Consider the following 25,001-nt stretch of genomic DNA (forward strand, 5'->3'; position numbering starts at 1 on the left):
ATCTCCTACGCGCAGCAGACACAGCCGCGTGGTGGTGCGTAGTCTCGCGGCATGCGCAACATCCCGGTCGCGGAGGTGGACGACCTCGGCCGTGCCGTGCTGGCCATCGGCACCGACTACCCCCACGACCATCTGCTCGTCTGGCACGAGCACCGCCGCGCCCAGGTCCTGTATGCGGCCACCGGCGTCATGCGGGTCGAGACGGACGACGGCAACTGGACGATCCCCACGGCCCGCGCGGTACTGATCCCGCCCCTGACCAGGCATCAGGTCGCGATGACGGGCGTCAGCACCCGCAGTCTCTACATCGAACCGGCCACCGTGCCGTGGTTTCCCGCCCGCTGCCAGGCCGTCGACGTCTGCGACCTGCTGCGGGCACTGATCCTGGCCGCCGTCGACATGGAGCCGTGCTACGCCGAGCACAGCCGTGACGCGGCGCTCGCCGCCCTCCTCCTCCACGAACTCAGGAACCTCACCCCGCTGCCCCTCGATGTGCCGCTGCCGTCCGAGCCGCGGCTGCGCGGACTGTGCGAGGCGTTCCTGCAGCAGCCGGACATCCATGACCCGCCCGCGCGCTGGTGCGCGGCCCTCAACATCAGCGAACGGACCCTCGCCCGTCTGTTCCGCAGCGGCACCGGACTGAGCTTCTCGCAGTGGCGCGGGCGCGCCTGCATCCTGCACTCCCTGCAGCACCTCACCGCGGGCATGCCCGTCACCCGCATCGCGGCCCGGCTCGGCTACGACAACCCCGCCGCCTACACGGCCGCGTTCAAAAAGCTCCTCGGCCGGCCGCCCACAGCGCACAAGCCACAACCGACCCCATGAAAAACGGCGTTATAGGGGCGCCGGGTGAACGGTGGGCGGTAGGCGGGACGTAAAGAGATATGCCGGGCCTGCGTCGAACGTCAGGCGATCCCGCAGCGATAGGACGATCTTGCCGAACACGGTTTCCCCGACATCCGAAGACCGACCACGGAGGTCCCTGACCGGCAACTGGCCCGTGGCCAGGCGCCTGAGGGCCGTGCTGCTGATCCCGGTCATCGTCGCCCTCGTCCTCGGCGGCATCCGGGTCAAGCACTCCGTGGACACCTGGCAGGCGGCCGACGATGCGGTCCGGGTGGCCGAGTTGGTGCAGGCGGCGAACAAGTACGCCAGCGACGCGATCAACGAGCGCGATGTGTCGGTCATCCCGCTGCTGAAAGGCGAGCGGACCGCCGCCGCGGTCGTGCAGGCCCGCAGGACCACCGACGAGGATGCCAAGGCATTCGACCGGGCCGTCGACCGCATGCCGCAGAACTCCGGCCTGCTGCGGCGCGTCGGACTGGTCCGCGCCGGCGAGAGGCAGCTGCCGGCGGTACGCGCGAACGCCTTCACCTCCCGCCTGGCCGGTGTGCAGACGGAGGAGAGCTACCACCTCGTCCAGCACCCCCTGATGGAGATCTCGAACGAGCTGGGCTTCGGCAGCAACAACCAGGCGAGCTTCGGCCGCACCCTCTACGCCATCTCGCTGACCCAGGCGGCCGAGTCCCTGATCCGCTCCATCGGCACCCATCTGCTGGCCGAGGACCGCGGCACCCTCGCCCCGGGCGAACTGGGCACCCAGCTCGCGTCCTTCCGCTCGTACGCCTACCTCGAAAAGGTCGCGCTCCAGGAGTACGCGGGTGCCGGCATCGCCGACGACATGGCACGGCTGCGGAAGGCGCTGGCGGCCGCGGCAGCGCAGGGCGAGCAGCGGCGGGCCGACGCGGTGGCCGAGGCCAAGGCGGCAGGCCGGAGTTACGTCGCCCCGCCCGACCTGGACAAGATGGTCGGCGAGATCGCCGCCGGCCGGACGACCGCGCAGCTCACCGCCGAGGGCATCACGCCCGAGTCGTTCTTCGCCGCGTCCACGCTCGGCTTCGACGCCTACCGCAGCATCGAGGTCCACCTCACCGACACGGCCCTCGCGGGCGCCCGCGACATCGCCGACGACGCCCGCCGTGACGCGATCATCAACGCGGTGCTCGTCATCGCGTCGGTGCTCGTCGCCTTCCTCCTCGCCGCCTGGGTGGCGCGCACGATGAGCCGCCGTATGCGCCGGCTGACCGCCTCCGCCATCGAGATCGCCGGGCAGCGGCTGCCCGCCCTGATCACCCGGCTGTCGCGGGCCGCTCCCGTCCAGGTCGACTCCCGGGTCGCCCCCATCCCGATCACCAGCACGGACGAGATCGGCGAGGTCGCCCGCGCATTCGACCATGTCCACCGTGAGGCCGTGCGGCTCGCCGCGGAACAGGCGCTGCTGCGCGGCAACATCAACACGATCTTCACCAACCTGTCGCGGCGCAACCAGTCCCTGATCGAGCGTCAACTGGCCCTGATCACCCACCTGGAGGGCCACGAGACCGACCCCGACCAGCTGGAGAACCTGTTCCGGCTGGACCACCTCGCCACCCGGGTCCGCCGCAACGGCGAGAACCTCCTCGTGCTCGGCGGCGAGAAACCCGCCCACCAGTGGGACCGGCCCCTGCCGCTGATCGACGTCATCCGTGCGGCCTCCTCCGAGGTGGAGCAGTACGAGCGCATCGCCTTCTCCGGCATTCCGGAGGCCGAGATCCACGGCCGGGCCGTGACCGACCTCGTCCATCTGCTGGCCGAGCTGCTGGAGAACGCCACCTCGTTCTCCTCTCCGCACTCGGAGGTCCGCGTGACCGCCGTCCATCTGCCGGACGGCCGCATCATGCTCGAGATCCACGACCAGGGCATCGGTCTGCCGGCGCAGGACTTCGCGATGATCAACCGCAAGCTGGCCAATCCGCCGACCGTGGACGCCGAGATCTCCCAGCACATGGGGCTGTTCGTGGTCGGCAGACTGGCCGGCCGGCACGGCATCCGCGTCCAGTTGCGCCCCGCCGGCGAGCAGTCCGGGACGACCTCGCTCGTCATGCTGCCGGACACGATCACCTACCGGACGGCGGCAGAGGAACCCGACGCCGAAACCCTGGCCCTGGCCGCCGTGAAGGAGGCCTCCTCATCGCGACGCGGCATCCCGGCGGCATCCTTCACCCCACAGGAAGCGCCGCCGGTCGGGCTCGACGGGCTCCAGGGATACGAGGCCTGGAACGACCGCCCGGCCGACACGCCGGCGCCCAGCCGCGACGAGGCCGCCCGCAAACCGCGGGCCAAGGGCGCCGGCTCGCGACGGCGCGCGCGCCGCAAGCCCAAGCAGGAAAGCAGCCCGGACGTGTCGCGCTCCGCCCCGCCTTGGGGCACGGTGGAGTGACGCGTGACGCAGGTGTCACGGAGAGGAGCACCCGCATGACGAACCACACCTACCGGGTCACTGAGATCGTCGGCACCTCACCCGACGGAGTCGACCAGGCCATCCGCAACGGCATCTCCCGCGCCTCGCAGACCCTCCACAATCTCGATTGGTTCGAGGTGACCCAGGTCAGGGGCCAGATCGAGGAGGGCCAGATCGCCCACTGGCAGGTCGGCCTGAAGGTGGGCTTCCGCCTGGACGAGTCGGCCTGACGGGACAGGTTCCGGGCGGGCCGGCCGGAGGGTGCAGGGTTCGGGCCGGCGCCGGGGGGACAGGCAGACGGAGCAGGGCGGACGCCGGACGGGACAGGCAGACGGGGCAGCCCCGGCCAGGCCACTGACGAGTCGGTCCGGGGGGCAACATCTGGCAGGTGCCCGGGAAGCGGTGCCGTTGCATGAACCCCGGGCTCGCTGCACGCCCCTGGCTGAGGTCAGTCCGCGTAAAACGCCCGGCCGGCCTCGCAGGCGGCCGGCCGCCGGACCGGCACCTCACACGCCGGGCAGACGGCGCAGCCCGCGGAAACGGGTGCAAGGCGAGCGGGGGACGCCGCCGGCGCGCTGCGCCGACCCGCCGGCCTCCGCACTCGTGCGAGACAGCTCGTCCCGAACTGGTACCTGACGAGCCGGGGAGACGATACGGCCACCACGCCAGGGCCTCGCCCAGCCCGGCCGCACAAGCGGTCCGCCGCACGGTGCCGGACGCGCGGGGCGGGTCGGGCCCCGGCCGGACTTGTCAGGTCCGGCCCTCCACCTCCTGCGCCGTCTCCAGGGCGGCTGACGGGGCCGTCCAGTGGGCCCGTACGACCGGGAAGCCGGCCCGTTCGGCGTCCCCGCACACCAGTTCGTCGTCGTCCACGAGCACGCGCACGTCCCGGGTGCGGGCCAGGCTGCGAAGAATCTCCAGCTTGGTGCGGCGGGCGGGCCTGCGGTCGTCGTTGCGGCGCATGTGGACGCGCCCGTCGGGCAGCCCCTGCGCGGCGAGCCAGTCCAGTGTGTCGCGCCGGCAGCGCTCGGGCCGGCCGGTGAGATAGACGATCTCGCACTCCTTAGCGCTCTCCAAGACCAGCGCGATCCCCTCCGGGATCGGCGGGTCGTCCGGTGCGGCGGCGAAGAACGCGTCCCAGTCGCGCGGCCTGCGTTCCAGGAACCGCTGGCGGTGGGCCGTGTCGGCGAGGGTGTTGTCCAGGTCGAACACGGCGATCGGGCGCTTGCTGCTGTCGGTCACACGCCCACCCTAGATCCGTCCCGCATTCCCGGTTCAGGGCGTGACTCCGTAAGTGGGAGCGAGCGAAACCTGTCGACGATCAGCGATTGGCCGCCAGCACTGCCGCTAGGCCTTCTTGCAGGTCCTTGACGAAATACTCGGGAACTTCCAGCGACGGGAAATGTCCCCCGGTTTCGGGCGAACTCCATCGGACGATCTGCCGATACCGCTCCTGCGCCCAGGGGCGCGGGCACTTCTCGACGTCGCGGGGATACATGGTGACTGCCGACGGCACGTCGACCCGGAGTTCCGGATCGAGCGAGTTGTGGCTCTCGTAGTAGATGCGGGCCGCCGACGCACCCGTCCGCGTCAGCCAATACAGGGTGACGTCGTCGAGAACGCGGTCTCTTGAAATCGTCTCGAACGGGCTGTCCTCCGTGTCCGACCACTCGGCGAACTTGTCGAGGATCCAAGCGAGAAGCCCGACCGGTGAGTCGACTAGCGAGTAGCCGATGGTCTGCGGCCTGGTCGCCTGCTGCTTCGCGTAGGCCGCCCGGTGACGCCAGAAATGGCGGGTCTCCTCAGCCCACTTGCGCTCGACCGCGGTCAGCCCGTCCGTCGACAGCCCGGGCGGTCCCTCCGCGAACGTCGTGTGGATACCGAGAACGTGCGACGGGAACCTGCCGCCGAGAACCGTGGTGATATTTCCTCCCCAGTCGCCGCCGTGGGCCAGGAACTTGCTGTAGCCGAGCCGCCTCATCAGTTCCACCCAGGCGGCCGCGATCTTTTCGGTTCCCCACCCGGTGGTGGCCGGCTTGTCGCTGTAACCGAAGCCCGGCAGCGAGGGGACCACGACGTGGAACGCCGGAGTGTCCGCATCTTTCGGATCCGCCAGCTCGTCCACCACATCGATGAACCGAGCAATGCTGTCCGGCCAGCCGTGCGTCATGAGCAGAGGAGTGGCGTCCGCACGCGCGGATCGGCGGTGCAGGAAGTGGATTCCCAGATCATCAATGGTCGTACGGAACTGGCCGATCCCGTTGAGGCGCTCTTCGAACGACCGCCAGTTGTACCCGGTGCGCCAGTAGTTCACGACGTCGACGAGGTCGGCGAGAGGAACGCCCTGTTCCCAGCGGCGAGGGCCGGGCGCGGCGGGATGGACCGTCTCGGGCTCCGGTAGCCGCGCCGCGGCCAATCGCGCGCGCAGATCGTCGAGGTCGGCGTCAGCCGCGTGGGCTTCGAATGCTTGTACGCCGTTGGCTGGACGGGGCATGAGACCTCCTGGCCATCGAGGAACCGGCTAAGAAGGTTCTAACAGTTCTCCCAGCCACGCCGCAACCGGCTAAGATGGTTCCATGCGTGATGGGTTCCCCGACTTCCGCCTCGGCAGCGTGCTGGCCACCAGCTTCACGGGCACTTTGTCGGAGCGTCACGGCAACGCCGTGGAGCGCATTCCCACCCCGCAGCGACTCGTCGACTGGCTGACGGTGAGCGGCCTCGCAGTGGACTCCTGCACCCCCGCCCAGCTCGAACTCGCCCGGAAACTCAGGGAGTCGATTCACGCAGTGGCAACAGCGGCCGCGCTCCAGGGCGCACTCCCTGCGCCTGCCGTCCAGGTCATCAACGACTGCAGCGCTCAGGGCCGGGCCGCGGCGTTCCTGACGGCCGAGGGCAAGCGGCAGTGGCGGCTCAGCTCGGCTTCCCGCGTGGAAGACGCCCTCGGCGTGATCGCCGCCGACGCGATCAGCATCATCGCGGGCGAACGCGACGGAAAACTGGCCTTGTGTGCATCGCCGACCTGCCGAGCGGCCTTCTTCGACACCAGCCAGAGCCGCACCCGCAAATGGTGCGACATGAACACGTGCGGGAATCGTCAGAAGAAGGCGCGCTTCCAGGCCAAACAGCGCAACCCCGGAGCAGCGGAGTGATCGTTGCCTTGGAGACAAGCGCAGACCCGACTGGGCAGGACCCACCCCAAGACCGAGGACGCCTTCGCTCCGGTCGGCCGGCTGCGGTGGCGCCGCCGTCCCGGGCGGCCTCCGCTTTGGCCTCGAACAGCCGCGTGACCTGGGTCGATCCGAGGTCGTTGACTGGGCTATGAAGAAGATCAGCGTGCTTGCCGTGCTCACCATGACCGGACTTGCGCTCGCCACCCCAGCCCACGCGGACAACGACGACACCCCCCGCGGCCATATGAACGTCAGCCACCGAAGCCCTCTCGCCACCGGGCTCTGCAAGGAGGCACTCGCGCTCGTCCCGGTGTTCGCACCCGTCACCGATCAGTCGGTGGACGACGCCTGCAACAACCGCGACCACGCCGGCGACTGACGCGAACTCCGGTTCCGTATCCCGCCGCCGGTGGTGGGCAACCTTCCCGTCACCGGCGGCCACTGCTGAGCGACACCACAGGCAGTCGGAGGCGGGAGACAACCTTTCGGTCGCCGACGGACGCGCCGCCGCGCTCGGCTCGGAGACCGTCTCCAAGGGCAACTCCTGTGATGTGGGCGGCAGTTGGGACGCTTCCTCGGTCCTCAGCACGGACCCGGCCCCGCTCACGGGCCCGCGCGCGGCCGACGGTTCGCCGCCGCCGGCACCGCAGTTCCTGGTGCCACGGGGCGGGGCGGACATCGGCGCCCGGTTCTGATCGGTCCGCCCCGGTGCGGTGGGAGGCAAGGTGGATGGATCATGCTTCTCCCATGCCATCCGCGTTTCCCTCCCCCGGCCGCACGTTGATCGGCGCGGCCCAGCAGCGCCCCTGCACCCTCGTCGTCTGCCGGGGCTGCTGCTGCGGCGACCCGCGCAAGCACCCCGGCACCGACCATGCCTGGCAGCTGGAGCGGCTGCGCGCCGCGGCTGCCGAGCACGGCTTCCAGGTCCGCACGACCGACTGCCTGGGCCCCTGCGACCAGGCGAACGTCATCGTCGTGCAGCCGTCGGCGGCGGGGCGCCGGGCCGGCGGGCGGGCCACCTGGGTCGGCTTCGCCATGGACGACGACTGCACGGAGGAGCTCGTCGGCTGGGCGGCGGCGGGCGGTCCGGGCATCGCCGAGCCGCCCGTGACGCTGGAGCTGCAGTTCATCCAGCCACCGCGGGACGCACGCGTGCGGAGCCGCCGGTGAATCACCGCCCTCAATTGTTAATGGGATTCATTTTCATGTAGCGTCCTCGGTGCTTGCCCACCGAGGAGGTTTCCCATGGCTGTCCCCAAGCGGAAGATGTCCCGCAGCAACACCCGCCACCGCCGCGCCCAGTGGAAGGCGACCACCCCGCAGCTCGTACCGCTCACCCTCGACGGCGTGCGCCACCTTGTGCCACAGCACCTGGTCAAGGCGTACGAGCGCGGGCTGCTGCGCCCCGAAGGCTGAGCCCGCGATGCCCTACGACGCCAATCGGTCGCGGACCGAGGAACGTCTCGTCGAGATGACTGTGACGAACTCGCCGAGCGCGGCCTCGCCCCGTACGAGGACGACGGGCGGACCGTCAGCGATCTCCTCGTCGACCAGGTCGAGTTCGCGGACGTCATCGTGCTCAACAAGGTGGACCTGGTCGACTCCCGCGCCGCCGACCGGCTGCGGGCGACGCTCGCCCGCCTCAACCCCCTCGCCCGCATCGTCCCGGCCACCCATGGACGCGTGGACGTCCGCCAGGTCCTCGGCACCCGCCTGTTCGACCTCGAACGCGCCCAGCACGCGCCGGGCTGGGTGCGGGAGCTCAACGGCGACCATGTGCCGGAGAAGGAGTACGGCATCTCGTCGACCGTCTTCCGCTCCGAACTCCCCTTCCATCCGAGCCGGTTGTGGACCTTGGTGACCGAGGACCTGGATGGCGGCGCATTCGGCCGGGTGCTGTGCTCGAAGGGCTTCTTCACCCTGGCGGGCCGCTCGCAGGTCCCCCTGGGGCTCGCCTTCCTCGGCGCTCTGCAGAAGCTGGGCGCCGAGCACACCGTACGGCGCGTGGCGGGCACCTCGGCGGGCGCGGTCATCGGGCGCGAGGTCGGTGTGGTGATGCTGCTCGGCGCCGCCCTGCACGTGGCGGCGCGGCTCCAGCAGAATGCGCGGCAGCTGAACCCGTACGGGCTGTTCCAGAAGCTGATCGAACTGCCCACCGGCGCCCTGACCGCGGTGGAGGCAGCGGCCCTGCCGGCGATCCGACAGCAGGAGCGGGAATGCCGTGGTCTGTCACGCGTTGAAATTCGTGTGAGTTCCCTGATTGCCGCCACCCGCTTCTCCGTCCTCGACCGCTCCCGCATCCGCGAGGGCCACTCGGACGCGGAGGCGCTGCGCGACACGGTGCGGCTGGCCCAGGAGCTGGAGGGGCTCGGCTATCACCGCTTCTGGGTGTCCGAGCATCACGGGGTGCCGGGCGTGGCCGGTTCCGCGCCCACCGTCCTGGCCGCCGCCGTCGCGGGGGCGACGCGCACGATCCGGGTCGGCACGGGCGGTGTGATGCTGCCCAACCATCAACCCCTGGTCGTGGCCGAGCAGTTCGGGGTGCTGGAGTCGCTGTTCCCCGGGCGGATCGACATGGGGCTGGGGCGGTCGGTCGGCTTCACGGGTGGGGTGCGCAAGGCGCTGGGGCGGGACAAGGGCGACGCCGAGGACTTCGGGGCGCAGCTGGAGGAGCTGCTCGGCTGGTTCCGCGGGACGTCCCCGACGGGTGTTCATGCACGCCCCGCGGAGGGCCTGACCGTGCCGCCGTTCGTGCTGGCCATGGGTGAGGGCGCCGCGGTCGCCGCCCGCGCGGGCCTGCCGATGGTCATCGGTGACCTGCGTGACCGCGAGAAGATGCGGCGCGGCATCGACCACTACCGCGCCCGCTTCCGGCCCTCCCCGTGGGTGAGCGAACCGTACGTCGTCATCTCCGGCACGATCGCGGTGGCCTCCACACCCGAGGAGGCGCGGCGGCTGCTCATCCCGGAGGCGTGGTCGATGGCGTACTCCCGCACACACGGCACCTTCCCGCCGCTGCCGCCGGCCGGGCGCGTCGCGGCACTGGCCATGACCGACAAGGAGCGCGGCTTCTACGAGTCCGGGCTCGCCGGCCACCTCGCCGGCACCGAGGAGCAGGTCGGGTACGAACTGGAGACGGTGCTGAAGGAGACCGGCGCGCAGGAAGTGCTGGTCACCACCAGTACGTACGACCGTGCGGCGCTGGTGGACTCGTACCGGCGCCTCGCCCGGATCACCTCCCGGTAGCGATCACCGTTCGGAAGCGGGGCACGTGTGCCGCAGCCGGGCTTCGGCCAGGTACGGGTGGCGGTGGGGGCCTGCCGCCTCGCGCTCGACGATCTGGAACGGGCCCGGCCTCGACCGCCTGGGGACGATGGCCCGGCTCTACGAAATCGCCCGCAGCCCGCCGCGGGACCGGCCGCGGAGTTGGCCGACGGCCTGGGCCGTCTGTTCGTCCGCGGGCAGGAAGACCACCAACTGCTGGGCGTCCGACGGGAGTTCGAGCACCTCGCGGGTCAGCCGGAGCCCGTAGCCGGACGGGTGGTCGAGGCGCAGGTCCCCGCGCTGCGGCACCACATGACGGTGCAGGCGGCGCGTGAAGTCGGGGCCGGCGACGGGGGCGAGTTCCGCGCTGAACCACTCGGAACTCTCGACGGACGGTGCCAGCCACAGGTCGAAGGCCTGCTGGTCGGCGACGTCGTCCCAGTCGGCGAAGAACGTCCGGGCGCGCGGGTCGGTGAAGACGTAGCGGGTGAGGTTCGGGGTGTCCGCGTCGAGCAGTCCGGTGCCGCCCATCACCGACGCGTAGCCGCTGGTGTGGGCGAGGACGTCGCCCAGCCGGTTGGTGACCATGGCGATGCCCGGTTCGAGGAGGCGGAGCGTGTCCAGGACGGTGGGACGGACCTCGCGGGGCGGCGGCGCGGGCTGGGGGTGAGCGACACACTCGCCACCGCTGATCTTCGCGAGGTAGCGCAGATGGTTGCGCTCCGCCGCATCGAGGCCGAGTGCGTCGGCGAGCGCGTTGACCACCGCCACCGACGGGTTGCGGTCCCGGCCCTGCTCAAGGCGGGTGAGGTATTCGACGCTGATGCCGGCCCGCGCGGCGAGATCCAGTCGCCGCAGCCCTGGTGAGCGGCGGCGGCCGTGATCCGGCAGTCCCAGCGACTCGGGCTGGATGCTGTCGCGCTTGGCTCGGACGAAGTCCCCCAACGGTGTCCCCATGGGGCGAGCATAGGCCGCTGCCCGCTGCTCGCGCAGGGCTCAGCCTGGCCCTGCGGGGGCCAGCCTGAGCACGGTCTGGCCGGCGCCACGGCGTGGCGTGATCGTGGTGGGCATGGACAACAAGGAGCAGAGCAAGCACAAGCTGGTGATCATCGTCGGAAGCGTCCGGGACGGACGGTTCGGCCCGGCGGTGGCCTCGTGGGTGGCCGAACAGGCGGGCGCTCACGGCGGTTTCGAGGTGGAGGTCGTCGACCTGGCCGAGATCGACATCCCGTTGGCGCTGCCCGCCCAGTCGCCGAAGTACGCCGGTGACGCCTACCCCCGTCCGGCGGGGATGGCGGCGCTGACGTCGGCTCTGGAGGGCGCCGACGCGTTCGTCGTGGTCACACCGGAGTACAACCACAGCTATCCCGCCTCCCTGAAGGCGGCGATCGACTGGCACTTCACCCAGTGGACGGCCAAGCCCGTCGCCTTCGTCAGCTACGGCGGCGCGGCAGGCGGCCGGCATGCCGTACTGCACCTGGAGAACGTGCTCACCGAGCTCCATGCGGTGACGATCCGGGACGGTCTCGCCTTCCCGAACTACTTCACCGCCTGGCAGGACGGCCGCCCCCTCGACCCCGACGCCGCCGGGTACGCCAAGACGCTGCTGGAGCAGCTGGCCTGGTGGGCCGGTGCACTCCGCTCGGCCCGCGAGGCCACGCCCTACCCGGCGTGACCTGGGACGACGTCGCACAGGCGACGCCGACGGCTTAGAATCGCGGCGTTTGTCCGCCGCAGTCGAAGACCCGTCCGGAGTTCCCGTTCATGCACGACCCACATGACCCCTGCGTCCGCGTCCGCGGCGCCCGCGAGCACAACCTCAAGGGCGTGGACGTCGACATCCCACGGGACGTGTTGACCGTGTTCACAGGGGTCTCCGGGTCGGGGAAGTCCTCGCTCGCCTTCGGCACCGTCTACGCCGAGGCCCAGCGCCGCTACTTCGAGTCCGTCGCCCCGTACGCGCGCCGCCTGATCCACCAGGTCGGCGCGCCGAAGGTCGGCGAGATCACGGGGCTGCCGCCCGCGGTCTCCCTCCAGCAGCGCCGCTCGGCCCCGACGTCCCGCTCGTCCGTCGGCACGGTCACCAACCTGTCGAACTCGCTGCGGATGCTGTTCTCCCGCGCCGGCGACTACCCGCCCGGCGCCGAGCGTCTCGACTCCGACGCCTTCTCCCCCAACACGGCCGCCGGTGCCTGTCCGGAGTGCCACGGGCTGGGCCAGGTCCACCGTACGACCGAGGAGTTGCTGGTCCCCGACCCGTCGCTGTCGATCCGCGAGGGCGCGATCGCCGCCTGGCCGGGCGCCTGGCAGGGCAAGAACCTCCGCGACATCCTCGACGCGCTCGGCCACGACGTGGACCGGCCGTGGCGTGAACTCCCGGCCCACCAGCGGGAATGGATCCTCTTCACCGACGAGCAGCCGGTCGTCACCGTGCACCCGGTACGGGACGCGGACCGCATCCAACGGCCCTACCAGGGCACCTACATGAGCGCCCGCCGCTACGTGATGAAGACCTTCTCCGACTCCAAGAGCCCCACGCTGCGGGCCAAGGCCGAAGGCTTCCTGACCAGCGCGCCCTGCCCGGCGTGCGGCGGCAGCAGGCTGCGCCCGGAGGCGCTGGCGGTGACCTTCGCGGGCCGTACGATCGCCGAGCTGGCCGCGCTGCCGCTGACCGACCTCGCGGGCTGTCTGGTGGCCGGCGACGAGACCGCCCGCGTCCTCACCGAGGACCTCACCTCCCGTATCGCGCCGGTCCTCGAACTCGGTCTCGGCTACCTCAGCCTGGACCGCTCCACCCCCACCCTCTCGGCGGGCGAGCTGCAACGGCTGCGCCTGGCCACTCAGCTGCGCTCCGGACTGTTCGGTGTCGTCTACGTCCTCGACGAGCCGTCCGCGGGCCTGCACCCGGCGGACACCGAGGCCCTGCTCACGGTCCTGGAGCGGCTGAAGTCGTCCGGCAACTCGGTGTTCGTGGTGGAGCACCACCTCGACGTCATGCGTGGCGCCGACTGGCTGGTGGACGTCGGCCCGCTCGCCGGCGAGCACGGCGGAGAGGTGCTGTACAGCGGGCCGGTGGCGGGCCTCGCCTCGGTCCCGCAGTCCGCGACGGCCCGCTTCCTCTTCGACCGCTCCCCCACCGCCGTACGCCAAGTGCGCTCCGCTCGCGGCCAGTTGAAGGTCGGGCCCATCACCCGGCACAACCTGCGCGGGGTGACCGCCGAGTTCCCGATCGGGGTGTTCACCGCCATCACCGGCGTGTCCGGGTCAGGCAAGTCGACGCTCATCGGCGAGATCACCGAGGACCTGCCGGGCGTGGAACGCCTGGTCTCCGTCGACCAGAAGCCCATCGGCCGCACCCCGCGCTCCAACCTCGCCACCTACACGGGGCTCTTCGACGTCGTACGCAGGGTGTTCGCGGCCACCGAGGAGGCGCAGGCCCGCGGTTACGGCGTCGGCCGCTTCTCCTTCAATGTCGCCGGCGGGCGCTGCGAGACCTGCCAGGGCGAGGGGTTCGTCAGCGTCGAGCTGCTGTTCCTGCCGAGCACGTACGCCCCGTGTCCGGACTGCGGCGGGGACCGCTACAACCCCGAGACGCTCCAAGTGACGTACCGGGGCCGGAACATCGCTCAGGTGCTGGACCTGACGGTGGAGAGCGCGGCGGAGTTCTTCGCGGACACCCCGGCGGTGGCGCGCAGTCTCGCCACCCTGCTGGACGTGGGCCTGGGCTATCTGCGTCTGGGCCAGCCCGCCACCGAGCTCTCCGGGGGCGAGGCCCAGCGCATCAAGCTGGCCGGCGAGTTGCAGCGCGGCCGCCGCGGCCACACCCTCTATCTGCTCGACGAGCCGACCACCGGTCTGCACCCGGCGGACGTCGAGGTCCTGATGCGGCAGTTGCACGGTCTCGTCGACGCCGGTCACACGGTGATCGTCGTCGAGCACGACATGTCGGTCGTCGCCGGCGCGGACTGGGTGATCGACCTGGGGCCGGGCGGCGGGGACGCGGGCGGGCGGATCGTGACGGCGGGAACGCCGACGCAGGTGGCGGGCGTGGCGGGGAGCGCTACGGCACCGTATCTGGGACGGGTGCTGCCACCGCGGCAGGCGTGAGAACAGGCGCCGAAGCCGCTTGCGGCATCACAGGGATGCCAACCAGGCGGCGGTGTCGTCGGGATGCGGGAACCGGACGGTGTGGAGGGGCGCGAAGCGGGGATCGCTCGTACGGCGTGCGATCTCGCTGCGGCGGCCCGCGTGCTGGGACCAGGCCCACCACACCGGGTGTTCCCTGCTGAGCCAGCCCGCCCAGGTCTCCCTGTTGCCGCCGAAGACCCGCTCACGGGTCACGGTGCGCCGCAGGGAGCGGCGCAGGACGCGCGGCATCACGACACGCTTGCCGTAGTCCAGCCAGAGCACGGTGTCGGCCTGCTCCCACAGCAGGTCACGGACCTCCGGACAGCCGATGCTGTCGATGATCCAGCGGGGTTCGGCCAGTACGCGGGACACCGCCTCGCCCAGCTTGTCGTTGACAGCCCAGTCGGGGCCGACGAAGTACAGCGCGTCCATCTCGTGGTAGGGCACGTCCAGACGCTCACTCACGGCCCGCGCGAGCGTGGACTTGCCCGCGCCCGTGACACCCACCACCAAGATCCGCTCCATGCGCGCACTGTATGGGGCCGACGAGACCGCACCCCGAACGGATTCTCACCGGAAGGCGTCAGCAGGTGCGGCAAGTACCTCGGCGGCCCCGGGTGCGCAGCCGTCATTCGTCGGTGAGCAGAGCGGCCACCAGGTCGCGTGGCAGGCCGTGGGTGTCGTGGAGGTAGTGGTAGTCGTCCTCGCTCAGCGGGATCTTGAACTGCGGGCGGGAGAGGATGCGTTGGCCGCGTTCGAGGAGCTTGGTGAAGCGGTGCTCCTCGTCGAGGAGCAGTGTGCGGACGGTGTCGGAGCGGCAGGGCTGGTGGAAGTGGTTCAGGGTGTGGTCCACGAGGTCCAGGGGCAGGTCCGTCAGGGTGCGCGAGGGGTCGTCGCGGCGCAGTGTGGTGAGGAGGCGGCGGACGAGGCGGCGCAGTACATGGCCGCGGCCGGTGTTGGACGGGCGTACGCCGTCACCGAGTACGACGATGCTCGAGCGCAGGTGGTCGCTGACGAGACGGGTCGAGGGCTCGTCCAGGTCCCACAGCGGCGCGAGCAGCCGCATCCACGGTTCGAACAGGTCCGTCTCGTAGACCGAGCGGTGGCCTTGCAGGACGGTCGTCAGGCGTTCCAGGCCCATGCCCGTGTCGATGCCGGGCTGGGGCAGAGGTTCGAGGGTGCCGTCCTCGTTGCGTCGGTAGCGCATGTTGACGTGGTTCCAGATCTCCACCCAGCGCCGGTCGGTGGTGGGGGTGCCCTGGGGTGGGGTGCCGACGTCGCCGGTCCAGACGAAGATCTCCGAGTCCGGGCCGCAGGGGCCGACGGGGCCGTTGGACCACCAGTTCTGGTCGTCCGTCAGCTCGACGGGCAGTCCCAACTCCTGCCAGGTGCCCAGCGATTCGGTGTCGGGGCCGACCCCGTCGTCGCCGCCGAAGACCGTGACGTGCAGCCGCTCCTGCGGGATGCCGAATCCGTCGCGCAGCAGCTCGTACCCCCAGCGCAGGCTCTGTGAGTGGCCGTAGTCGCCGAGCGACCACGAGCCGAGCATCTCGAAGACCGTCAGATGGGTCGGGTCGCCGACCTCGTCGAGGTCGGTGGTGCGCAGGCAGCGCTGGACGTTGATCAGGCGCCGTCCCCGGGGATGGGGCCGGCCCAGGAGGTAGGGGGTGAGGGGGTGCATGCCGGAGGTGGTGAACAGCACCGGATCCGAGGGCGGCGGCAGCAGGGAGCCTCCGGTGATGAGGTGGTGGCCGCGTTCACGGTAGAAGTCGGTGAACGTCCGTAGGGTCTGGTCGGTGTTCATGGGGGTGCTCATGGCATCTTCCTTCGGGTCGTGGGGACCGGAAGGGACCGCGGGAGCAGCCTGTGAGCCCTGCGCGGCTGCGCAGAAGGGTGGCACCACATCCCGGCGGTCCGTTTCCGGCCGCCGGGGAAAGGTGGAGAGGTCAGGCGTCGGCAGCCGGGGAGCTGGTCGCTCGCGCGGCTGCGGTGTGGGTACGACAGGTCCTGACCTTCATGGAAGGAACGCTAACAGGGGGCGGTACGGCCCGTCTTCCGAGTTTCCGGGCCCCTCGCGGCCAGGTCTCGTGCCGTGCCACCGGTTAAGGTACGCCCGCCAGGCGGGCGCCGCCCGGCTTCTGCTCACCCACCTGTGGCCGGGTACCGATCCAACGGCCGCACGGGAGGCGGCCGCGGAGTTCTTCGAGCGGCCGGCCGGCGTCGCCACCCCGGACCTCGTCACCGAGATCACCGGGGCGGCCTCCTGATCCGGGCGCTGATGGCGGGCGGGCGGCAGGAATGCGTCTCTTCGAGGCTTCCGCAGGCGAGGGCTCTGGTCCTATCGTCTGAGCTCGTGATCAGCAACAGCGTTCCGCTGCCCCCGACGGTCTACCCCCTAGCCAAGGGACGCGGGTGGGCCATGCTGGCCGGCTCTCTCGTCTTCGTCGCTCTGGGCATTGTTTTCCTCGTCGCCCACAGCACCCTGAAGATGACGGTGGCCGGGGCACTGGCCGTGCCCTTCTTCGGGTTGTGCGCGGTACTCATCCTCCAGCGCCTGCTCCGTGACCGGCCGGAGCTGGTGCTGGACGACGCGGGAGTGGACCATGTGCGGCTCGGCCGGTTCGGCTGGGGCGAGATAGCCGCCGTGCGGATACGCGAGCAGCGGGTACGCACCACCTCGCAGTTGTTCATCGAGCTGGTGCTGCACGACCCGGACGCCTATCTGGCCCGCGCATCCAAGCTCGTCCGCAGCACGGCGTCCATGAACGCTCGACTCGGCTTCGGTCCGGCCATCATGGCCACGAACACCCTTCCGGTGCCGCCCGAGGCGGTCCTGGACGCGATGCGGCGCCACTGCCCCCGACTCGCAGCACAGCAGTGAACGCTGCCCGTGTACCGCTGCTAGGCCACCAACGCGGTGTGGATCCAGTCCGCCTGAGCCGTCGCCCCCGGCTGGGCGGCGCGGGCCAGTGAGCGGCGGTCCGGGTGGCTGCCGGGCGCGAGGACGTCCCGTACGTCGACCTCGGCCACCAGGCCCCGCGCCGACACCACCCGCCACACCGACGCCAGCAGCGAGTCGTCGCCGATGAAGGCGGGCGCCGTGCTGGCCGTACCCCCGGCGATCCGGTAGCGCAGACGTACCGGCTGTACGGGAACGTCCGCGTCGAGGGCGGCCTGGAAGACGGCGCGGCGGAAGGTGCCCTGGGCGCGTCCGCACCAGGTGCTGCCCTCGGGGAAGACCCCGACGGCCTGACCGCCGCGCAGCGCGTCCGCGATGCGGGCGACGGTTTCCGGCAGGGCGCGCAGCCGGTTGCGGTCGATGAACAGGGCGCCGCGGGCCGCGAGGGGGCCGGCCACGGGCCAGTCCCGGATGTCGGACTTGGCGAGCATGCGGGCCGGGCGGACGGCGGCGAGCAGCGGGATGTCCAGCCAGGAGATGTGGTTGGCGACCAGCAGCAGGCCGCCGGTGGGCGCGGCGGTGCCGGTGATACGGACCTGGACCCCCGCGGCCCGCACGATCCACCGGCACCACCGCTTCACCAGCTCGGCGGGGATCCTCCCGCCGAGCGGCGACAGCGCGACCCCGGCGAGCACCAGGGCCACGACTGCCGCCATCCGCAGCACGGCACGCGGTACGGCCGTGGCCGACCCCCTCGTCTCTATGCACGCCCCGGGGGTGCAGGGCGCGCTGGGCTGCCAGACGCTCATCAGGCCGGCACGAGGGAGAGGAAGTGCCGCAGATAGCGCGGGTTGACCCGGCGCATCGACAGCAGCACATACAGGTCGGCGACCCCGAAGTCCGGGTCGTGGGCGGGCTGGGCGCACACCCAGGCGCCGAGGCGCAGGTAGCCGCGCAGCAGGGCGGGCAGTTCGGCGGCGGCGGCGGCCGGGGTCGCGGCGTCCGGGACCCAGGGCAGCAGCGGCCGTACCCGGTACTCCTCCGGGGCCAGGTACTTGCCCCGTACCTTCTCCCAGGTGGCGGAGGCGAGCGCGCCGCCGTCCGCGAGCGGGACGGAGCAGCAGCCGGCCAGCCACTCGTGGCCGCGGTCGACCATGTAGCGTGCGATGCCGGCCCAGATGAGGCCGATGACGGCGCCGTCGCGGTGGTCGGGGTGGACGCAGGAACGGCCGACCTCGACCAGGCCGGGGCGGATCGCGTCGAGCGCGGTCAGGTCGAACTCGCCCTCGGAGTACAGCCGTCCGGCGATCGCGGCGCGCTCCGGCGGCAGCAGCCGGTAGGTGCCGACGACCTGGCCGGTCGTCTCCTCGCGGACCAGCAGGTGGTCGCAGTACGCGTCGAACGCGTCGATGTCGTGGCCGGGCTGCGGGGTGGCCAGCAGGGCACCCATCTCGCCGGCGAAGACCTCGTACCGCAGCCGCTGCGCGGCACGCACGTCGGCCTCGTCGCGGGCGAGGGACACGGTGTAGCGGGCGGGTGCGGCGGGCTTCGGGGGACGGTCCAGGGTGGTGACGCCGGTCATGGCTCTCTCCAGGTCGGCTGCCGGGGACGGCGGAGCGGGAGCAGACCGTTGGCGCGTGATCTGCCGCCCCTGTTCTTCCGATGCCGGCTGACCTTCGCGTGACAGGCGCAGAGAGAGCGGGTGTGGGGTTGTTGAACGGCTCGCCCCGCACAAGCGAGACGGGGCCGGGGAGCACCTCCCGACCCCGCCCGTCCGCACATCTTCGGCGAACGTTCACTACAGCGCCCCGAAAAGGGACCACCGGCAGCCGCCTCGGCGACCGCGTCCCCCACGGCGTTACCGCGCGACCTTCCGCGCAGCCCGCAGCCACTCCTTGTTCATGCTCGTGATGGACACCAGCGGAATGCCCTTCGGGCAGGCGGTGGCGCACTCCCCGGTCAGCGTGCAGCCACCGAAGCCCTCCTCGTCCATCTGCGCCACCATGTCCAGCACCCGCGTCTCACGCTCGGGCGCACCCTGCGGCAGCACGTTCAGATGGTTGATCTTGGCGGAGGTGAACAGCATCGCCGCCCCGTTCGGGCAGGCCGCCACGCACGCCCCGCAGCCGATGCACTCGGCGTGCTCGAAGGCGAAGTCGGCGTCCGGCTTGGGTACGGGTGTGGCGTGGGCCTCGGGTGCGGAGCCGGTCGGGGCGGTGATGTAGCCGCCGGACTGGATGATCCGGTCGAAGGCCGACCGGTCCACCACCAGGTCCTTGATCACCGGGAAGGCGGAGGCCCGCCAGGGCTCGATGTCGATCGTGTCGCCGTCCTGGAAGGACCGCATGTGCAGCTGGCAGGTGGTGGTGCGCTCGGGCCCGTGGGCGTCGCCGTTGATGACGAGCGAACACGCACCGCAGATGCCCTCGCGGCAGTCGTGGTCGAAGGCGACCGGGTCCTCGCCCTTGAGGATGAGCTCCTCGTTGAGGGTGTCGAGCATCTCCAGGAACGACATGTCGGAGGAGATGCCGTCCACCTCGTACGTGGACATGGCGCCTTCGGCGTCGGCGTTCTGCTGCCGCCAGACGCGCAGGGTGAGCTTCATGCGTAGCTCCGCTGAGTGGGGTGGACGTACTCGAAGACCAGGTCTTCCTTGTGCAGGGTCGGGGCCTCGCCGGTGCCGGTGAACTCCCAGGCGGCGGCGTAGGCGAACTCGTCGTCCCGGCGGGCGGCTTCACCGTCCGGCGTCTGGGACTCCTCGCGGAAGTGGCCGCCGCAGGACTCCGCCCGGTGCAGTGCGTCCAGGCACATCAGCTCGGCGAGCTCGAGGTAGTCGACGATGCGGTTGGCCTTCTCCAGCGACTGGTTGAACTCCTCGCCGGTGCCCGGCACCTTGATGCGCCGCCAGAACTCCTCGCGGATCTGCGGGATGCGCTCCAGCGCCTTGCGCAGGCCGGAGTCCGTACGGGCCATGCCGCAGAACTCCCACATGAGTTCGCCGACTTCGCGGTGGAAGGAGTCGGGGGTGCGGTCGCCGTCGACCGACAGGAGGAGGTCGAGGCGGTCCTGGGTCTCCGCCAGCACCTCCTGGACGACCGGATGCTGGACGGTGACCGGCTCGTGGTGGGGGTGGCGGGCGAGGTAGTCGTTGATGGTCGCCGGCAGCACGAAGTAGCCGTCGGCCAGGCCCTGCATCAGTGCGGAGGCGCCGAGGCGGTTCGCGCCGTGGTCGGAGAAGTTGGCCTCGCCGATCGCGAACAGGCCCGGGACGGTGGTCTGCAGGTCGTAGTCGACCCACAGTCCGCCCATCGTGTAGTGCACGGCGGGGTAGATCCGCATCGGGACGGTGTACGGGTCCTCGGCGGTGATCCGCGCGTACATGTCGAAGAGGTTGCCGTACTTCTCCTCGACCGCCTTGCGGCCCATCCGCTTGATGGCGTCGGCGAAGTCCAGGTAGACGCCCTGCCCGCCCGGGCCCACTCCCCTGCCCTCGTCGCAGACGTTCTTGGCGGCTCGGGAGGCGATGTCACGCGGGACCAGGTTGCCGAAGGAGGGGTAGATGCGCTCCAGGTAGTAGTCGCGCTCGTCCTCGGGGATCTTGTTCGGCGGCCGGTCGTCACCCTTGGCCTTGGGCACCCAGATCCGGCCGTCGTTGCGCAGCGACTCGCTCATCAGGGTCAGCTTCGACTGGTGGTCGCCGGTGCGCGGGATGCAGGTGGGGTGGATCTGGGTGAAGCAGGGGTTGGCGAAGTAGGCGCCGCGCCGGTGGGCCCGCCAGATGGCGGTGGCGTTGGAGTTCATGGCGTTCGTCGACAGATAGAAGACGTTGCCGTAGCCGCCGCTCGCCAGGACGACGGCGTCCGCGAAGTAGGTGTCGATGCGGCCGGTGATCAAATCGCGCGCCACGATTCCGCGCGCCTTGCCGTCGATGACGATCAGGTCGAGCATCTCGGTACGCGGGTGCATCTCGATGTTGCCCGCGGCGATCTGCCGGCTCAGGGCCTGGTAGGCGCCCAGCAGCAACTGCTGGCCCGTCTGTCCGCGGGCGTAGAAGGTCCGTGAGACCTGGACGCCGCCGAAGGAGCGGGTGTCGAGCAGGCCGCCGTACTCCCGGGCGAAGGGCACGCCCTGGGCCACGCACTGGTCGATGATCTCCACGGAGATCTGCGCGAGCCGGTGCACGTTCGACTCCCGGGCGCGGAAGTCCCCGCCCTTGACGGTGTCGTAGAACAGGCGGTGGATGGAGTCGCCGTCGTTGCGGTAGTTCTTGGCGGCGTTGATGCCGCCCTGCGCGGCGATGGAGTGGGCGCGGCGCGGGGAGTCCTGGTAGCAGAACTGGACGACGTGGTAGCCCTGTTCGGCGAGGGTCGCGCCGGCGGAACCGCCCGCGAGACCGGTGCCCACCACGATCACCGTGTGCTTGCGCCGGTTGGCCGGGTTGACCAGCTTGGCCTCGAAACGGCGCTTGTCCCAGCGCTCGTTGATCGGTCCGGCGGGCGCCTTGGAGTCGACGACCGGCTCACCCGTCGTGTAATCCACGTACTCAGCGGTCATGTTCAGCTCACCACTCCGGTCATGACGCCCACGGGTACGGCGATGAAACCGGCCGTGAGCAGCAGTGCGAGGATGTTGGCCACGGTCTTGAGCGCGCGGTCGCGGCTGCGGCTGCCGACGCCGAGGGTCTGGGCGGCGCTCCAGAAGCCGTGCCGGATGTGCAGGCCGAGCGCCAGCATCGCGACGATGTAGATGACGTTGCCGTACCAGGTGGAGAAGGTGTCCACGACGTTCTGGTACGGGTGGCCCTCCTGGAAGCCGCCCGAGTGCACGGTGCCGGTGGTCAGGTCCAGGATGTGCCACACGATGAACAGGCCGAGGATGATCCCGCCCCACCGCATGGTCCGCGTCGCATAGCTGGCCTTCGCCTTCTTGTGGACGTACTTGCTGGGCCGTGCCTTGATGTCGCGGCGACTGAGCTGGTACGCGGAGACGGCGTGCGCGACGACGGCGACGATCAGCACGACGCGGACCAGCCACAGCGTCCACTCGTAGTGCATGAACGGCTCACCCACGGTGCGCAGCCAGTGCGCGTAGTGGTTGAACTCGCCGGCCCCGAAGAAGATCTTCAGATTGCCGATCACATGGGCGACCAGGTACAGCAGCATGATCATGCCGCTGACGGCCATCACCGTCTTCTTGCCGACGGAGCTGTCCCATACCGTGCGCGCCATCGACGGCCGTCGGTCCGTCCGCGTTGCCAGAGCCATGACTCAAGACGCTAGAGCCGAAGGTCCCGATCGGTCCAAGACATGGTCCGGCTTGATTCCATAGGAAGGGGCTATCGTACGAGGGTGCAGTTCCAGCAGCTCCAGTACTTCGTGGCGGTCGCCGAGACCCGGCACTTCACCCGGGCCGCGGACCTCGTCCATGTCGCGCAGCCGTCCCTGTCCCAGCAGATCAAGGCGCTGGAGCGGGAGCTCGGGGCCGATCTGTTCCTGCGGGCACGCGGCAACATCACCCTCACCGACGCGGGCGAGGCGCTGCTGCCGCTGGCCCGCCGCATCCTGGCCGACGCCGACACGGCCCGGCACGAGGTGCAGGAGCTGGTGCAGCTGCGCAGTGGCCGGGTGCGGCTGGGCGCGACCCCGAGTCTGTGCACGGGCCTGCTGCCCGACGTCCTGCGCGCCTTCCACGACCGCTATCCCGGCATCCGGCTGCTGATCGAGGAGGGCGGCTCCCACGATCTCGTACGGGAACTCGCCCGCGGCGCCCTTGACTTGGCGCTGGTCGTGCTGCCGCTGCCGTCCCCCTCTCCGGCGCTGACGACGGTGGAGCTGCTGCGCGAGGACCTGGTGGTGGTGTCGTCCCCGGAGTCGCCCGCGCCCGCCGGCCCGGGCCGGCGTACGGTCCGCATCGCCGACCTGGAGAGTGAACCCCTGGTCATGTTCCGGCACGGCTACGACCTGCGCGAACTGACCGTGGCTGCCTGCCGTGCCGAGGGCTTCGAACCGGACTTCGCGGTCGAGGGCGGTGAGATGGACGCGGTGCTGGGCTTCGTCCGCGCGGGGCTCGGCCTGGCCGTCGTCCCCCGTATGGTCGCCACACGCTCCGGGCGTGGGCTGCGGGTCACCCCGCTGGCCCGCCCCGGCCTGCACCGCACGATCGCCCTCGCCCACCGCAGCGATGTGGCTCCGCCGCGGGCGGCTCGGGAGTTGCAGCGGATGCTGTTGGAGCGGTGAGCCGACGTATCGCAGGTGATGTTTGCTGTTCGGAAAGGGAGTGGACGAGTGGTGCAGACGGCGTTCGATGAGTCCGAGCGGCGGGCGTGGGCGGACAGGCCGACGCCTATGGTGCGAGTTTTGCCGAACTCTGCGCGTATCCGGTGCCTGGGCTCCTCGACGCTGCCGGGGTCAGGAAGGGCGTACGGGTCCTCGATGTGGGCACGGGCACCGCTGCCGCCGGTGCATGTGAGCGGGGGGCGAAGGTGACGGCGGTGGATGCCGAACCCGCCATGAGAATCGGCAGGCACCGGCGTGCCCTGGTGGTGGTACATGCGCCAGCCCGTCTCCTCGTCCCGTTTGCGCCAAAGGGAGCTGCGGCGGGCCCGTCGGCCGTCGACGACGGTCTCGAACGTGAGGTGCACCAGGCCCGGCGCGAGCAGGACCCCCTTGATGTCCGACGGCTCGTAGCGCGGGCCGTCCACGGAACTGCCCGGCTTGTCGGGCAGCGCGGCGATGGTCTCCTCATAGGTGTAGCGCCGGCCCGAGGCGCCGACCTCCACGAACTCGGGGTCGATCAGACGGGCGCCCTCGGCGGAGGAGCGGACGGCGGGATCCAGCAGGCTCAGTTCACCCTCGATCGCCTGGTTCACTGCGTCGGTTTCGTCGTTCACCCACGCATCCTCGCGCCCGAACCCGGCGCGTCCGCAACCGGGTTGCCCGGCGCCGTGCGGGCGGCACGGGAGTTGCAGCGGATGCTACTGGAGCGCTGAGCGGTCGTAGCATGGGGTTCTCTCACACGGGGGTGAGCGGGGATGAAGCAGCGGATCGTTGCGGTCGGCGCGGCACTGCTGGTGCTGGTGGGGTGCGCGGGGAACACGTCGGGGGGACCGAGGAGCCCGGCGGCCTCGTCGCCGTCGGACGGCTCCGGACCGACGGTGGAGACGGCCTCCCGGGCCGTCTCGGGGCCTTGGCGCGCCTGGGCGGTGACCCTGTCCAGCAAGGAGGCCCACGGCAGTTGCGGCACGACGACGCATCAGGTGGTGTGCGCGACCGACTCCGGCGGATTGGTGGGGCGTTCGCGGGCCGACGGCCGTATCACCTGGACGGTGCCCGCGGGCGACCGCGGCAAGAGCGCCGGACTGGTCGTCGACGCGGCCGAGGAACGGGCCGTGACGGGGGTCGCGGGTGTGCTCCGCGCGGCGAACCTGCGGACGGGTGCGCGGGCGTGGACCCATCGACTGCCCACCGGCCGCGCCTACTTCGCCCTCGGCGCTGCGGACGGGATCGTTTACGCTCTCCACGCACATCACTTCACCGGCACCTCAGCCGTCCTCGACGCCGTTCGCGCATCCGACGGCACGCCCCTGTGGCACCGGCCCATCGCCTGGAGCACGGGCGAACCCCTGGCCGCCTTCGGGGGCCGCGTCTACACGGCCGACGGCACCCGGGTCACCGCCCGCGACGCCCGCACCGGCGTCACCGTGGCGACCAGCCCCACAGGCGTCGAGTGCCCGCACCTCGTGACCGGCGGGCACTACCTGGTCTGCACCGGCAGCCCGTTGTCCGCCGGGGACACCTTCCCGCCCATGCGGCGCCTGGATCCAGCGACGCTGAAACCGCTGCCGACCCCGCGGAACACGATCGACAAACCCGTACGCGGGGTGATCTCCGACGACGGCGTCCTGGTGCTGTACGAGGCCGGCGCCGAGGACACGAGCGCCGGCAACTGGTACGCGTACGACCTCGAGAACGACCGCAAACTGTGGAGCACATACGCCACCGAGGCGGACGCCACCGTGGCCGGCGGCCGGTTCGTGACCTTCACCCCCGTCAACGACCCCACCACGCGGGGCCGCGTGATCACGATCGACCTGCACGCCGGTCCGCAGGGGACCGGAACCGCCGCGCCCCGCATGTCCGCCGCGTACTCGCAGACCAGAGGCGGCGAGTACCCGTTGGTCTTCGCCCCGGGCGGGGACACGGGCCACGTCGTCGTCATGGCCCGTACCCACGGCTCCCTGCGCTCGCTGCCGCTGCCGTAG

At 70.9% G+C, this 25,001-nt stretch carries 24 protein-coding genes and 2 pseudogenes; 15 read left to right on the plus strand and 11 right to left on the minus strand.

All coding sequences use genetic code 11. The features are described from left to right. The first annotated feature begins 51 nt into the window (after window positions 1-51). The 3 genes from ACWCRD_RS16465 (at window position 52) to ACWCRD_RS16475 (ending at window position 3,510) form a co-directional block, all read left to right on the plus strand. Window positions 52-825 carry an AraC family transcriptional regulator gene (locus ACWCRD_RS16465; protein ID WP_450966495.1) on the plus strand — a complete coding sequence of 258 codons (774 nt, stop codon included), beginning with the start codon at window positions 52-54 and terminating at the stop codon, window positions 823-825. A gap of 175 nt (window positions 826-1,000) precedes the next feature. After that, window positions 1,001-3,259, plus strand: a complete 2,259-nt coding sequence (locus ACWCRD_RS16470) for a nitrate- and nitrite sensing domain-containing protein (RefSeq protein WP_450966496.1) — start codon at window positions 1,001-1,003, stop codon at window positions 3,257-3,259. Window positions 3,260-3,294: 35 nt separating this feature from the next. After that, a complete protein-coding gene (locus ACWCRD_RS16475; protein WP_389085964.1) occupies window positions 3,295-3,510 on the plus strand; it encodes a dodecin in 216 nt (71 codons plus the stop codon). A gap of 520 nt (window positions 3,511-4,030) precedes the next feature. On the opposite strand, the gene ACWCRD_RS16480 is transcribed toward ACWCRD_RS16475, so the two are convergent. After that, window positions 4,031-4,522, minus strand: coding sequence for a phosphatase domain-containing protein (locus ACWCRD_RS16480; RefSeq protein WP_450966497.1), 492 nt, complete (start codon window positions 4,520-4,522; stop codon window positions 4,031-4,033). Between the two features lie 79 nt (window positions 4,523-4,601). Continuing rightward, a complete protein-coding gene (locus ACWCRD_RS16485; RefSeq protein WP_450966498.1) occupies window positions 4,602-5,774 on the minus strand; it encodes an epoxide hydrolase family protein in 1,173 nt (390 codons plus the stop codon). An 82-nt stretch (window positions 5,775-5,856) separates the two neighbouring features. Between ACWCRD_RS16485 and ACWCRD_RS16490 the strand changes: the two genes are divergently transcribed. From ACWCRD_RS16490 to ACWCRD_RS16515, 6 genes and pseudogenes are all read left to right on the plus strand, one after another. Further along, complete coding sequence (locus tag ACWCRD_RS16490; protein WP_450966499.1) at window positions 5,857-6,429, plus strand: CGNR zinc finger domain-containing protein; 573 nt, start codon at window positions 5,857-5,859, stop codon at window positions 6,427-6,429. Between the two features lie 169 nt (window positions 6,430-6,598). Beyond that, a complete protein-coding gene (locus ACWCRD_RS16495; RefSeq protein ID WP_450966500.1) occupies window positions 6,599-6,829 on the plus strand; it encodes a hypothetical protein in 231 nt (76 codons plus the stop codon). A gap of 368 nt (window positions 6,830-7,197) precedes the next feature. After that, complete coding sequence (locus tag ACWCRD_RS16500; protein ID WP_450966501.1) at window positions 7,198-7,620, plus strand: (2Fe-2S) ferredoxin domain-containing protein; 423 nt, start codon at window positions 7,198-7,200, stop codon at window positions 7,618-7,620. Between the two features lie 75 nt (window positions 7,621-7,695). Further along, complete coding sequence (gene rpmF, locus ACWCRD_RS16505; protein WP_115910778.1) at window positions 7,696-7,866, plus strand: 50S ribosomal protein L32; 171 nt, start codon at window positions 7,696-7,698, stop codon at window positions 7,864-7,866. 156 nt (window positions 7,867-8,022) lie between these two features. Beyond that, window positions 8,023-8,373: pseudogene (locus ACWCRD_RS16510) on the plus strand (GTP-binding protein); the annotation flags it as partial. 324 nt (window positions 8,374-8,697) lie between these two features. Continuing rightward, entirely contained in the window at window positions 8,698-9,696 is a 999-nt protein-coding gene (locus ACWCRD_RS16515; RefSeq protein ID WP_450966640.1) for an LLM class flavin-dependent oxidoreductase, read from the plus strand. A 138-nt stretch (window positions 9,697-9,834) separates the two neighbouring features. Here the strand turns inward: ACWCRD_RS16515 and ACWCRD_RS16520 are convergent, their stop codons facing one another. Beyond that, window positions 9,835-10,671, minus strand: a complete 837-nt coding sequence (locus tag ACWCRD_RS16520) for a helix-turn-helix domain-containing protein (RefSeq protein ID WP_450966502.1) — start codon at window positions 10,669-10,671, stop codon at window positions 9,835-9,837. Window positions 10,672-10,783: 112 nt separating this feature from the next. Here ACWCRD_RS16520 and ACWCRD_RS16525 point away from each other — a divergent pair, with 112 nt between their 5' ends. Further along, window positions 10,784-11,389 (plus strand): NADPH-dependent FMN reductase, encoded by a 606-nt coding sequence (locus tag ACWCRD_RS16525; protein ID WP_450966503.1) that lies wholly within the window; start codon window positions 10,784-10,786, stop codon window positions 11,387-11,389. 89 nt (window positions 11,390-11,478) lie between these two features. Beyond that, complete coding sequence (locus tag ACWCRD_RS16530; protein ID WP_450966504.1) at window positions 11,479-13,821, plus strand: ATP-binding cassette domain-containing protein; 2,343 nt, start codon at window positions 11,479-11,481, stop codon at window positions 13,819-13,821. Between the two features lie 27 nt (window positions 13,822-13,848). Here ACWCRD_RS16530 and ACWCRD_RS16535 read toward each other — a convergent pair whose 3' ends face one another. Together ACWCRD_RS16535 and ACWCRD_RS16540 are read right to left on the minus strand one after the other, a co-directional pair. Beyond that, on the minus strand, window positions 13,849-14,367 hold the full coding sequence (locus ACWCRD_RS16535) for an adenylate kinase (protein WP_450966505.1): 519 nt from the start codon (window positions 14,365-14,367) through the stop codon (window positions 13,849-13,851). A 103-nt stretch (window positions 14,368-14,470) separates the two neighbouring features. Continuing rightward, window positions 14,471-15,646 (minus strand): alanine--tRNA ligase-related protein, encoded by a 1,176-nt coding sequence (locus ACWCRD_RS16540; protein ID WP_450966641.1) that lies wholly within the window; start codon window positions 15,644-15,646, stop codon window positions 14,471-14,473. Window positions 15,647-15,929: 283 nt separating this feature from the next. Here ACWCRD_RS16540 and ACWCRD_RS16545 point away from each other — a divergent pair, with 283 nt between their 5' ends. Further along, window positions 15,930-16,109 (plus strand): hypothetical protein, encoded by a 180-nt coding sequence (locus ACWCRD_RS16545; RefSeq protein WP_450966506.1) that lies wholly within the window; start codon window positions 15,930-15,932, stop codon window positions 16,107-16,109. A gap of 86 nt (window positions 16,110-16,195) precedes the next feature. Next, entirely contained in the window at window positions 16,196-16,723 is a 528-nt protein-coding gene (locus ACWCRD_RS16550) for an STM3941 family protein (protein WP_450966507.1), read from the plus strand. Between the two features lie 20 nt (window positions 16,724-16,743). Here the strand turns inward: ACWCRD_RS16550 and ACWCRD_RS16555 are convergent, their stop codons facing one another. The 5 genes from ACWCRD_RS16555 to ACWCRD_RS16575 form a co-directional block, all read right to left on the minus strand. Continuing rightward, on the minus strand, window positions 16,744-17,550 hold the full coding sequence (locus ACWCRD_RS16555; protein ID WP_450966508.1) for a lysophospholipid acyltransferase family protein: 807 nt from the start codon (window positions 17,548-17,550) through the stop codon (window positions 16,744-16,746). Continuing rightward, a complete protein-coding gene (locus tag ACWCRD_RS16560) occupies window positions 17,550-18,323 on the minus strand; it encodes a GNAT family N-acetyltransferase (protein WP_450966509.1) in 774 nt (257 codons plus the stop codon). Before ACWCRD_RS16560 ends, ACWCRD_RS16555 begins: the two co-directional genes overlap by 1 nt. 276 nt (window positions 18,324-18,599) lie before the next feature. Continuing rightward, the gene (locus ACWCRD_RS16565) at window positions 18,600-19,346 is read right to left on the minus strand and encodes a succinate dehydrogenase/fumarate reductase iron-sulfur subunit (protein WP_450966510.1); all 747 of its coding nucleotides are present in this window, start codon (window positions 19,344-19,346) and stop codon (window positions 18,600-18,602) included. Then, entirely contained in the window at window positions 19,343-21,295 is a 1,953-nt protein-coding gene (locus ACWCRD_RS16570) for a fumarate reductase/succinate dehydrogenase flavoprotein subunit (protein ID WP_450966511.1), read from the minus strand. The genes ACWCRD_RS16565 and ACWCRD_RS16570 overlap by 4 nt, the downstream gene beginning before the upstream one ends. A 2-nt stretch (window positions 21,296-21,297) precedes the next feature. Then, window positions 21,298-21,969, minus strand: coding sequence for a succinate dehydrogenase (locus tag ACWCRD_RS16575; protein ID WP_450966642.1), 672 nt, complete (start codon window positions 21,967-21,969; stop codon window positions 21,298-21,300). Between the two features lie 120 nt (window positions 21,970-22,089). Here ACWCRD_RS16575 and ACWCRD_RS16580 point away from each other — a divergent pair, with 120 nt between their 5' ends. After that, complete coding sequence (locus ACWCRD_RS16580) at window positions 22,090-22,977, plus strand: LysR family transcriptional regulator (protein ID WP_450966512.1); 888 nt, start codon at window positions 22,090-22,092, stop codon at window positions 22,975-22,977. 281 nt (window positions 22,978-23,258) lie between these two features. On the opposite strand, the pseudogene ACWCRD_RS16585 reads toward ACWCRD_RS16580, so the two are convergent. Next, window positions 23,259-23,630 (minus strand): annotated as a pseudogene (locus ACWCRD_RS16585) (nuclear transport factor 2 family protein); the annotation flags it as partial. 141 nt (window positions 23,631-23,771) lie between these two features. On the opposite strand from ACWCRD_RS16585, the gene ACWCRD_RS16590 reads away from it, so the two are divergent. Next, window positions 23,772-25,001, plus strand: coding sequence for an outer membrane protein assembly factor BamB family protein (locus ACWCRD_RS16590; protein WP_450966513.1), 1,230 nt, complete (start codon window positions 23,772-23,774; stop codon window positions 24,999-25,001).

It is taken from the genome of Streptomyces sp. NPDC002092, assembly GCF_053593775.1.